The organism is Yersinia sp. LJYL362, from assembly GCF_048323875.1.
Genome location: NZ_JBLWEX010000133.1, coordinates 1 through 11,267, shown reverse-complemented (window position 1 = coordinate 11,267; position 11,267 = coordinate 1). Strand labels below are relative to the sequence as shown.

Here is an 11,267-nt window from a genome sequence, read left to right as displayed (position 1 = left end):
TCAGAACGGCGATAATCTGGTGCTCAGTGAATCGTGCTTTGCGCATAGCGATCTCCTCAAAGGGACATAGTCAGTATGTCGGAAGATCTCTAAAAGTGAATGGTTCTTTTAAGTGGGATACTTACAACACCAGGGACTGTTAATAAATGGCGATATGCTGTTTGTTGTGAAGACAATGCAGCAATTTCTTTATCCAGATAGGTAACGCGTTCATTGAGCGCCTGCATATTTTCCTGCAATGAAGAAAGCAATCGGCGAAGCGTGAAAGTTAAATCGTTAGATGCATCTTCAATAAGTTCAGGTAGCTGCTGCTGGAGACGCTGGATCCCAACGGGAAGAATGAGGCCGTTTTCAGCAAGCAAAGAACGAAGCTGGTTAGCCAGCGCGGTTCTCTGCTCAACCATCAGTTGACAGGTATTCCGCAGTGCTTTGATATCCTGCTGTTCCGTGGTTTTAACCGGAACAAAGTGGATACCAAGGCGGCATGCTGTTTCACAAATTGCCAGAGCATCGTTTGCATCGTTCTTCTAGCTTCTGACAAATGCTTTCACGTGCAGTGCGGGTATAAGCCTTACGCTATACCCCATAGAACTGAGGGTTCGCCCCCAGAAATGAGAGGTTGAACAAGCTTCCATCGCGATTAAAGTACCCGGCTCAAACTGGCGAAGTGTATCGAGCAATTTCTGACGTGATATTTTTCTGTTCCAGGCAACGGAACCATCAACCATCCAAACACATACCTGAAAAACAGATTTGGCAATATCGATACCAACAACTCTGATTGTGTTCATGTGGTGTTACTCCCAGATGAATTCAGTCAGTAAAAGTATGGTACTGACTACGTTGGAAAGGGGCGTCCATCACATCACTACATTGCCGACTGTAAAAATTGGGAGCATAAGTAGAAACTACAGCCTTTTGCTGTATTAACCAGCATCTCGTTTAACATCTCCATTCTTAAGGATAAATGTGAGCTTTCCATCCCAAAACTCAGCGATAAACACCTGTTCGTGATCAATCTCAGATTTTTTGAGCACATCTTCCAACCATTTTTCATCTTTCTCGATGCCATCAAGCTCTGATTGACGTGCTCTCCCATCTTTCATGAGGATTATCGATGGCATTTTACCACCATCACAGACTACAGATAGAGATCCATTTGGCTCTATCTGTGCATAGCGTATTTCCTGAAATGAATGTACACCCTGAGAGTGAAGTTGTGATGCGACATTAATGATATCAATTTTGTTTCTTCGGCGAAGTATATTATCCATGAGGAATTTGCCGTTCTTTATGATAGGTATTGGTTCACCTATGGTGAAAGCTCTGAAGAACCAGATGTGTTTGCTTACCCAGTTTAAGAGTGAAATCAACCCAACGCCGATAAAGAGAACGAGGATATATTGATGCATTGGTATTGCATCGCTATAGATTACACCTCCAATTATTCCACCGAGAACAAAGTTCCCGATGAAATCAATAGGGGTCATTTGCGATAGTTGTGTTTTACCAGAAAAGTTAAGATGAGATATAACTACAACAAACCCAATAATAAACTTAAGCAGAACAATGCCGTAATATTCCATGTTAAGCCCTTGCCTGAGTGAAAGGGGCATAGCCTATACCCCATTTTTAGCTTTAACTTTTAATTTTTCTGTAGATGAATAGCACCGCAACAGCGCCGATTACAGCTACAACGAAGCTACTGAAATTGAAACCATCTACCTTACCAAACCCAAAGAGTGTGCTGATGTAGCCACCGACGACGGCACCAACGATACCTAAAACAATAGTGATGATAAAACCAACGCTATCTTTACCCGGCATAATCCATTTTGCGATGATGCCAGCAATCAAGCCAAAGATAATCCAAGATAGAATTCCCATGATTACTCCTTTATTTATTAAACTTACTGTTTATTATCCGAAGCAGCAGATTTACTCTGAGTTGGTTCATTTTCCTTCTTCATACTATCTTTAATTTCTTTAGTTTTAGCTGCAGCATCAGTAGCCAAGTCGTTAGATCCAGTAATAGCCTGCAGTTTAATTTGATCTGCTTTTTCTATAACTTGGTCACTTTTTTGCTTGGCATTGGCTTTGATTTCATCCCCTTTAACTTTCGCTTGTTTAGAGATAGATTGTGCTTTTGTATCAGCTTCTTCTTTGATTGACTTAGCCCTCTCGGAGAGTTGAGCAGCTTGCTGTGATGCTTCCAGCTTAACGGCATCAATATGCTTATCTGCTTCATCTTTAATGGCTGAGGCTTTTTCGGCTGCAGCATCCTTAATCTGGGTAGCTGAGTCCTTAGCGTGCTGTAGGTTAGTATCTAACTTCTTATCTGAGTTATCACAACCAGTAATAAAAAATGTGATTACAGCTAATATTATATAATTCCATAACTTCATAGATAATCTCCCTTTTATTCTACTTTGCTATATAAATAGATGTATTTGTTAAAATATGTCTCTACTCAGGTACGTTAGTAAATATTATTCTTATTATTTAAAATATAATGACACCTTATGTAAGGTCAAGAAGAACTTTAGATTTATTCGAAGGTATAATTTTTCGTAAGAATTGCATACTTTATATTGATCTAATAACCTAGAGCTCGAAATATGCGTTTTTGTTGAATTAAAGGAGGATGTGATGGATAGCATATTTACTAAGGTATTATTTGCTGCAAGATGGATAATGGCTCCGGTATATCTAGGTTTGGCTACCGGATTAATGATTTTGACCTACAAATTTTTCATGGAATTGTATGAGATAGTATTGAATGTATCCCATTACAGCAATGAAGAGATTATACTCAGCCTCTTATCACTTGTTGATTTTGTCCTTATAGGAGGCTTGCTTGTTATGGTGATATTTTCCGGGTATGAGAACTTTGTTTCCCGTCTGAATGTAAAGGGTGCAGAAAATGAGTTGTCTTGGATAGGAAAGATGGATGTAGAATCCTTGAAGAACAAGGTATTCTTCTCGGTTGTTTCAATCTCTACTATCCATCTACTTGGAGTATTCATGCAGTCAAAGAATATTCCTAATGACAAGATTATTATGTATATGGGTTTACAACTTTGCTTTGTTCTTACTGCTTTACTAATGCAGATGTTAGAGAGGTTATCGAAAAAGTAATAACAAATTGAGTTGGTAGGTTAACTTTATCGGACTAAACATCATTCATGTTAAGGGGATTCTTATATCGTAAGTGATTAATTAGTCTTTACGCTACATATTTCTTTAAATTTGATACCATCAGGTATAGTGAAACTGGCGTTCTTATGCAATATCCAAACTAATAGTTAGGGAGATCCAGAAAGTAATGATCAGGCTTTTTTCAACAGAAGTACAAAGGCAACAAATGCCGAACAGATAAAACTCTGCAACAGAAAATTGCATCAGTACAGATGCGCTTGCGCGTGGAAGAGAATACGCAGTGTAGTTCTCGACCACTTTGTTTGTACTCCTTATTTTATATGATGTCGTTATATAGAGCGCCACCACCCAGCGTTTACTTTTGGCTTGAATTTAATATTGCTTTGAAGACATCGATCTCATTTAATGATCGGATCACCTTGTGAGCCTTAGCGTAGCTCTCTGTACCCGAAAGGGCGTGTGGCCAGCCGTAAACACGTTCGATGCCAGCTCCGATGGCTGCTTGGATACCAAGATCCGTATCCTCGATGACAATCGTCTGATCAGGACGAGCTCCGAGGCAGCGCAACATCGCAAGGTAGGGATCGGGATGAGGCTTGGTGCGCTTGATATCATCGCCACTAATTAGTTGTTGCTTCGACTGCAATCCCAAAGTAGTGATATTAGCCAGACAGATGTCTCGTGGAGCTGTGGAGACGAAACCAAATGGGATATGTTGTTCAATCAGGCTCAGGACAAGTGAACGGATGCCGGGGCGTAAGTAATGGGGTCCAAGCTCAGCCTTATAGGCGCAGACGATCTGGTATGTGATTTTTTCATGTTGCTCAGCACTGATGCCAATGCTCAATAAAGTTGCCTCGAGGCTAAGGCCGATAAGATCCTCGGGAGTAACTCCGTAGGTCTGATCGGGCAGAAGTGCTTTGAGAACATCAAAGTGCAACTGCTCACTGTCGACAATCACACCATCAATATCAAAAATAACGTACAAAGGACTCACGAAAGGTACTCCTTCGAATGAGATGGGATGCGCAGTAACACCTTACAATTTGGTTCACTGATTGGCTGCTGCTTTCTCGCAGCAATGTCACACCCCAGCATGGCAAATGCCTGAAGGTAGTCACTAAAATAGAAACAGTGGCTGACCAGCTTATCGGCCGGGATTTTGCCGTCTCGGATCATGGCATATGCTCGTTCGAAGCTGTTGTTAAGAGAATCGATTGAACCAATCACCGACAGGCTCTTATCGGCAATTTTTAGCACATCCAGATTTGCGGTGAAATCTTTTAGAGCCACATTAAGTAATTTTCCACCTGGTGCTAAACGATCGAAAACGACTTCAGAGAGATATCCGGTAGTATCAACGCACAAATCCAGCATCTCATCGTCACTGCCGTACTCTTCTCGCATGCCCTTTTCAAAGTCCATATAGATACGTCCTGCTTCTGGCAGAACGCCTTGAGCAAACTGGTAGCGATGCTCATTTTTTTCCACCAAAAATGCTCTAACGCCTCGCAGATGTAGACTCCACAGATATAGCATCCCCATGGGGCCAGCACCGATCACACAGGCGCGAATATTAGTATGTGTGATATTAAGTTTGTCAACCCCTGTGATGGTACAGCTGAGAGGCTCGGTAAGAGCACCCTCCTCGAAGCTGACATGATCATCAAGAAGGAGTAGGGAATTCTCTTTTGCACGATACTGATCTGCAAAGGTGCCGTCATAGGAAACACCAGCCTCAGTTCCTTGTTTACGCTCGCAATGGTTAAGGTTGCCTGTCTGGCACATGCGACATTCTCCGCAGGAGTAGGTGGGGTTGATCACCACTCGATCCCCCACCTTAAATCGGGTCACTGCTGAACCTATCTTCGATACTGTTCCTGTTGACTCATGGCCTAGGGTTGTTCCGGGGACAGCCACAGGATAGTCGCCGGTAATGATACCCACATCTGTGCCGCATAGGCCGCAAACCTCAACTGCGATAATCACATCATCGGAATCGATACACTGTAGAGATGGAACTTCAACGGGATGCGCACTCCACACACCGTTAAATTTAAGAGCTTTCATCAGATTATCCCCTTCATGGAGCTAAGTTTTTGTTCTAACTTAATAAATGTACAATCCAACTTGGCTACAATTTCGTCTATATGATGCATTCCACAGATAAGTGGTGGCCGCACTTTGATTGCGTTCCCCTTGCCATACCGTGAGCCGCGTATGATAAGTCCTAATTCAGCTGCGATGTCGATCGCCATTGCAGTAATCTCTGGACTTGGGGTATCGAAACCGAACATATAACCCAACCCTCGCACATTGGTTATCAACTCGTGATTGTTCTGCAGTTTAAGTAGCGCGTCACGCAAATAACGCTCATTAAGTTGCACATTCTCGAGCAAATTTTCCTCTTCAAGAATAGCGATAGCCTCATGAATCGCGGTCAGGGATAAAGGATTTGCACCTGAAGTATTGGAATGTTCATAGGCTTCCAGCACATCCAATTTGTGATTCATCAGAATGCCCCCTGTAGGGATCCCGATTCCTCCAGCACCTTTGGCAAAAACTATAATGTCTGGTCTAAGTTCCTTAGCGTAGCCTGTGGTTGCGAAAAAAGTGCCTGTGCGGCCAAAGCCAGTCTGAACCTCATCTGCGATCAATACTATGCTGTATTTGTTGCAGATCTTGCGTATCTGACGGTAAAATTCGACAGGTAGCACGATGTTGCCACCATTACCAAGAATTGGTTCGATAATAAGACAAGCGATGTTGCCGCTTGAGCCATAGTTGATGAAATCCTCCAATTCAGAAAAACGGTCTAAGTTTAAGGACTGAGTACTTGGCTCTCCAGCGAGTTCGCTATTTGGCACAGGGATCTTGAATGAACCGTCTATGTTGGCGGTAAAGTGATGAAGCCGAAATGCATTGCCGGAGATCCTTGCGGTGGCCAACGATTGACCATGATGTGACATAAACAGAGATATTACCCCTGAGCGGCCGGTGTACTTTTGCGCCATACGAATCGCACCTTCAACTGCACCGGATCCGGACACATCCCTGAGCCAGATTCGATCAATTCCATCTGGTAGATGTGGCTTGAGCCGATTTAGGATATGTTCGGCGATGGGTTTTGTATAAGCAGAACTCAGGTGGGCACAGCGGTCGATTTGCTGTTTGAGTTTGTTGGCAAGTCGATCATGGGTATAACCGAAAGGCAAATTAAAAGTCCCTGAAGCAGCATCGATCATAACCCGTTCCCCATCATGCAAATAGGGACCGTCACCTTTGTAGCGACCAATCATGCGCTCAAATTCATCGTTTCTAATATTCATATAGTATGACCATCAATTATTTTAATAAGAAGATGGTGGTTCTAGCAATGTGCTGATTCATACAAGGCTGCAATTATCACCACCTCAAAAATTCAAGGTCATCAAATTAAGCTAATAAAACCTAGTTAACACGTTGGTAGCATCACCCCTGAGTTATCACTATGACATTTAGATAATCAATATCCCTCCTCCCTTTTTTCTGAATTTATATTGCAGTTACTCTAGCCAGCGCCAAGGTTTATAGTATCAAATGGGTACTTGTAGATGGTTATTGTAAGGCAGACATTTTGACTACCAAAATGTGGGTAAGTAACTTACCCTTGCTACTGTTTAGAGCTAGAGAACAGTGGAGAAGATGAGAATTAAGTTATAAATTCAATGTATTAGTAATTATTCTCAATGTTTACAGAATATACCCAATGGCTTCTAAACTCACGATGTCAGGCATTTAAATGCAATAAAAATCTGAATGGTTTTCATTATGTAGTTGTCGGCTGAACCCCTATGTGTGGCTTTTTATCAGTATTTATGTTGCAGTTATAAATAGGCATAGTTTCAAATGCTGACATTTATTCTATGAAATATTTTTCAGTTGGAAATGTTAATTTTTTATCGAATAAACTCAATCCCCTATTTGGCTCCGATAATGATTTGGATAGCTATGTCTACGTAGGAATATTACTAGACAAAGATAGAGAGTATAAAATGAAAAATAAAATAGTTATTTTCGATCGTTAAAGTTTATTTTGATAGGTTTTAACTATGATGAATTGATTTAATGATCGTAAAAAATAATCACGTCTTAAAATTATTTCACCTGATTATTAAATTTATTCCATGAAACTCCGGATTAGAATCAATTGGGATTGCGTAAAAACTTTACGAATGCAAGATTTTTGAAAATGGTAACATTCTGATATATAGCAATATTCTCTGTTAATTAGTCATCCACCATGATGCAGTATCCTTAACAGAATGAATTATATGACAACCAAAAGGATGAACGGATGAAATTAAATTTGGGGACGAGAATAGGGTGTCGAGGTCCAATAATGTAAAAAACCACGCTAAGAGACTAATTAATTGTTTGTATTGAAATTTAATAGCCTTAGCTCACCATTCAGAATATCTTCAGGTAATGAAAACGTATAATGCCCCAGCATATTTATATGGTCATGTATCAGCGGCGATAATCTTGCCAGATGTTCTTTTTCAGGAATTTCCCCCGATTTGCGAAGATGTGACAACGCCTCCTGCATGTAAATGGTGTTTCACAGCACAACTGCATTGGTTATCAGGCCCAGAGCACCCAGTTGACCTTCCTGACCTTCACGGTAGCGTTTTATGATCTCACCACGCTGTCCGTAGCAAATAGCCCGAGCCACGGCATGACGACCCTCGCCCCGGTTAAGCTGGATGAGTATTCGACGTAGATAGTCTTCATCATCAATATAATTGAGGAGGTACTGTGTATTATTGACCCGGCCCACTTCCATAATCGCCTGAGCCAGACCAGATGGTCGGCTACTTCTCAACAGGGAGCGAATGAGTTCTGACGCATGGATAGTACCAAGCTTCAGTGAACCCGCCATTCTCATCATTTCATCCCATTGGGATTCTATTTTGGCCCAGTGGGAGCGAAGCTGCGATTTGACGACATTTGACTTCGCCCCACGAAGCCAAATCGTACGCTATGTACATTTCTCACACCCAAATGGGTGTCGGAATCCCGAAAATTTCTGACATATGATGTTGTTAGTGATCCTTCGGTACCTCAATAACTCCATCAGCAATACCCTGAGCCAGTCGTTCCATCCACTTTGCAAAGCGCAAATATCCAGGATATTGCTGGCAGATGTAGTCCATCTGAACTTTTGATGCGCTGTCCAAGGCTTCCATATAGTCATAGCAGCCCTGCAATAGCTGAGCGTCACCATTCTCTGTCGGAGGAAATTGGCTGGCGTAGTCATGAACTATCTTCGCCAACTGTTGCTGCTCTGCGGTTAAGTCGATCATTCTTTTCCTCGTGAAAGTGTCAGATATTTCCTGCATGCAATCTAAGAATGCTTTGATGCCGGCAACCAACGGTACAGCGTTGGTACCGAAACGCCAGGGCTTACGCATTAAACTTATCGTTAATTAAATCAATTTTTTATGGGTTATTAAATAATAATGACTCCATATAGCTATTATCCCATCCTGCACTTTTACGACGCGCACGAAGACTTATCTTGCTACTTTTATCCCGCTTCACGATATTCAGCGCCATCTTACGCAACTGCGTGAACATTCGCGTCGATACCTGCTCGCGTATGCGTGAATCATCTTCTCTGAACGTCACATCCAGTACCCAGTGCAGGCTATTTTCAATCGCCCAATGTTTCCTCACAGCCGCTATTTGTATTTCAGGTGCATCACTACAACTGCTTAAATAATAACGTAAATCAGACGTTACCCCTTTGACATATTGAACACTGCGAATAGTTTCTACCATCACAACGTTTTGTATTCCGGGCCAGTCTTCTAAGTCACTCAATCTATCTGTAACAGGAATAACCCAGCCACGGCGTCGTACCGTACGTCCATGGCAGCCATCGAAAGCATCATAGGTAGGTTTAATTGAAGAGGGATAGCTCAGGCACTCTGTTTGGCAGAACCCCACGACGGCCTTATGCTTTTTGCTCTGGTTACCTTTAAGGGCCAATATATAATCTGCCTGCTGGTCGAGGATGTTTTGTGCTATGCCTCGCTGGCATCCCATTGCATCCAGGGTGACAATATGACCTTTCAATGACAATCGGCTCAAAAGTTCAGGAATTACCGTGATTTCATTAGACTTTCCGTCGACAGCCAACTGCCCGAGGCTGATGCCCTGTTCGGTAGCAAAAGCGCTGACAATATGCAAAGGACCCTGTTTTATTGCTTTATTAAATGACCGCCGCACGGTTTTTCCATCAATCGCGATAACTTCCCGGTCCAGAGCCAAAAAGAATCCACTGACCCATTCATAGAAGCATTGTTCGAAGGTTTCCGGGTCAAGAAGGGTGAACACGCGGCGAAAAGTATCATGGGAAGGAATCCCGGCCTCTAATCTGAGAAACGTCCGTAGCCATTCTTCTTTCGACCGTCCATAGCTGGCGATATCCGTCCAGGAGTCTGCCCCGGCGATAACGGCACTGACAGCGATGATTAACACATCGATAAATCGATGCTGTATTCGACCCTGACGCCGGGGATCAGGGAAATCGGCAAATGACTGAATCAGTCCTTTCATCAAAATACTCTCAACTAAATTTAGCAATTTATATTCTGAGTATACTGATTTAACCCAAGTTTATTTTAATGCGTAAGCCCTAGCTCCCATTACCCCAATAACTGAAAATCAACGTTGTTTATCATTAATCATCTTTGTGAAAATTTCATATACATTTACAAAGATGATTAAATAAATTCAATTAATAATTGATACGATTTAACAATGTTTATACCACCCACCAAAATTGAAACGATAATAGCTCCCAAATTTAACCCCTACCAATCGCGGAACTCTTATTTCAACTCGAAACAGATAACGAATGAGATCATTTTTTTCCTTGTCTGTTCTGGCTCTCAATAAAATAGATCGATCACCTTCAGATAACAATCTGGCCGCGGCTATAATTGATAGGGCTAGCGCTGGAATAGATTTCCCACCGTAAAAGCAAATTGATTTCCTGGTATATTGTCTTGTGCTTAATATTTTTTTTGCTTCTTCACTAATGCCAGAAATTCTACAATCAGGAATGTCCATTTCAAGTTGATCAAATAAATATAATGACATGGCGTTAAATGCTTGATTGGTTAATGGGATTTTATATATATTTTTTCCAAATCGACTTCCTTTACCACCTATTGGAATCTTTTGTGGTGGAATACCTATTTCCAACGAGAAAAATACATTATCATCATTAGCAAGCCCGGCTATATCATCACCTGTAGTGTTATCTGTATTGAATTTTATTCCACTTTCTATTAGTTTTCTTCTTGAAAACAATACCAAGTCATTATTTTTGTTTACAACCTCCTGACTGTTTGTTGCGTGGGACACATAGAAGCTTGACGTTAAAAATGCACTGAAAAATAATTTCTCATCATGATTTAACCCTCCAATTGAACGTAATAGAGCCATGTAGTTATTATTTGAAAAATCTTTGAAGTCACTAACTCCAGTGCCAAATCTAAGATTTGGTATTAATACTGAAAAATAATCAAGAATAGGGGTGTTAGTGATAAAGTTGTCAAACCAAAGAGAACCTCTTTGTACCATTTCGGTATTTATTCTCTCAGCCCTCCGTTCTCTGAAGCGGTCAATAACTAATTTTCCTATTTTACGCTCTTGATTAGTTAACATGTGATTCCTCCTTTTTAAAACACTAAAAAAATCACATTTTATATTAAACTTGTAATGTTATCTATACAGGGGAACTTGCTTAATTTGATTCATTGTCAGAAAGCTAACTTATTCTAACTATGTACTACATGGGTAGACCCAAAACAGGCAACCCGGTGAGACAGTTTTTCTGTCTCATTTGGGTTGTTTTCGTCTCATCCTGGTGTTACGTTTTCATCATCTAGAGTTAAACGAGACAGTTTTCATCATTATGGCACTTTACGGCAGGGCTTACGCATTAAAATAAACTTGGGTTAAATCAGTATACTCAGAATATAAATTGCTAAATTTAGTTGAGAGTATTTTGATGAAAGGACTGATTCAGTCATTTGCCGATTTCCCTGATCCCC

The 11,267-nt window shown here is 41.2% G+C and carries 10 protein-coding genes and 2 pseudogenes; 1 reads left to right on the top strand and 11 read right to left on the bottom strand.

From position 1 onward, the window contains the following. Positions 1–89 precede the first annotated feature (89 nt). The 4 genes and pseudogenes from ACNSO8_RS06105 to ACNSO8_RS06090 all read right to left on the bottom strand — a co-directional run bounded on the left by ACNSO8_RS06105 (position 90) and on the right by ACNSO8_RS06090 (position 2,405). Positions 90–791, bottom strand: a pseudogene (locus ACNSO8_RS06105) (IS110 family transposase). 135 nt (positions 792–926) lie between these two features. After that, complete coding sequence (locus tag ACNSO8_RS06100) at positions 927–1,586, bottom strand: DUF421 domain-containing protein (RefSeq protein WP_418394115.1); 660 nt, start codon at positions 1,584–1,586, stop codon at positions 927–929. 52 nt (positions 1,587–1,638) lie between these two features. Further along, positions 1,639–1,887, bottom strand: a complete 249-nt coding sequence (locus ACNSO8_RS06095) for a GlsB/YeaQ/YmgE family stress response membrane protein (protein ID WP_418394114.1) — start codon at positions 1,885–1,887, stop codon at positions 1,639–1,641. 23 nt (positions 1,888–1,910) lie between these two features. Beyond that, positions 1,911–2,405: an E3 ubiquitin--protein ligase gene (locus tag ACNSO8_RS06090; RefSeq protein WP_418394113.1), complete on the bottom strand. Its 495-nt coding sequence runs from the start codon at positions 2,403–2,405 to the stop codon at positions 1,911–1,913. A gap of 244 nt (positions 2,406–2,649) precedes the next feature. On the opposite strand from ACNSO8_RS06090, the gene ACNSO8_RS06085 reads away from it, so the two are divergent. Further along, a complete protein-coding gene (locus ACNSO8_RS06085) occupies positions 2,650–3,138 on the top strand; it encodes a TIGR00645 family protein (protein ID WP_418394112.1) in 489 nt (162 codons plus the stop codon). A 376-nt stretch (positions 3,139–3,514) separates the two neighbouring features. On the opposite strand, the gene ACNSO8_RS06080 is transcribed toward ACNSO8_RS06085, so the two are convergent. The 7 genes and pseudogenes from ACNSO8_RS06080 to ACNSO8_RS06050 form a co-directional block, all read right to left on the bottom strand. Next, the gene (locus tag ACNSO8_RS06080) at positions 3,515–4,156 is read right to left on the bottom strand and encodes an HAD family hydrolase (protein ID WP_418394111.1); all 642 of its coding nucleotides are present in this window, start codon (positions 4,154–4,156) and stop codon (positions 3,515–3,517) included. Continuing rightward, the gene (locus ACNSO8_RS06075; protein WP_411920002.1) at positions 4,153–5,229 is read right to left on the bottom strand and encodes a zinc-dependent alcohol dehydrogenase; all 1,077 of its coding nucleotides are present in this window, start codon (positions 5,227–5,229) and stop codon (positions 4,153–4,155) included. The genes ACNSO8_RS06080 and ACNSO8_RS06075 overlap by 4 nt, the downstream gene beginning before the upstream one ends. Then, complete coding sequence (locus tag ACNSO8_RS06070) at positions 5,229–6,488, bottom strand: aspartate aminotransferase family protein (RefSeq protein WP_418394110.1); 1,260 nt, start codon at positions 6,486–6,488, stop codon at positions 5,229–5,231. Before ACNSO8_RS06070 ends, ACNSO8_RS06075 begins: the two co-directional genes overlap by 1 nt. A gap of 1,079 nt (positions 6,489–7,567) precedes the next feature. Continuing rightward, positions 7,568–8,116: pseudogene (locus ACNSO8_RS06065) on the bottom strand (Tn3 family transposase); the annotation flags it as partial. A 127-nt stretch (positions 8,117–8,243) separates the two neighbouring features. Further along, positions 8,244–8,504 (bottom strand): arylsulfatase regulator, encoded by a 261-nt coding sequence (locus ACNSO8_RS06060; protein WP_418394116.1) that lies wholly within the window; start codon positions 8,502–8,504, stop codon positions 8,244–8,246. A gap of 136 nt (positions 8,505–8,640) precedes the next feature. Beyond that, complete coding sequence (locus ACNSO8_RS06055; RefSeq protein WP_418394109.1) at positions 8,641–9,762, bottom strand: ISAs1 family transposase; 1,122 nt, start codon at positions 9,760–9,762, stop codon at positions 8,641–8,643. 198 nt (positions 9,763–9,960) lie between these two features. Then, positions 9,961–10,878, bottom strand: coding sequence for a hypothetical protein (locus tag ACNSO8_RS06050; RefSeq protein ID WP_418394108.1), 918 nt, complete (start codon positions 10,876–10,878; stop codon positions 9,961–9,963). Between the last annotated feature and the right edge of the window lie 389 nt (positions 10,879–11,267).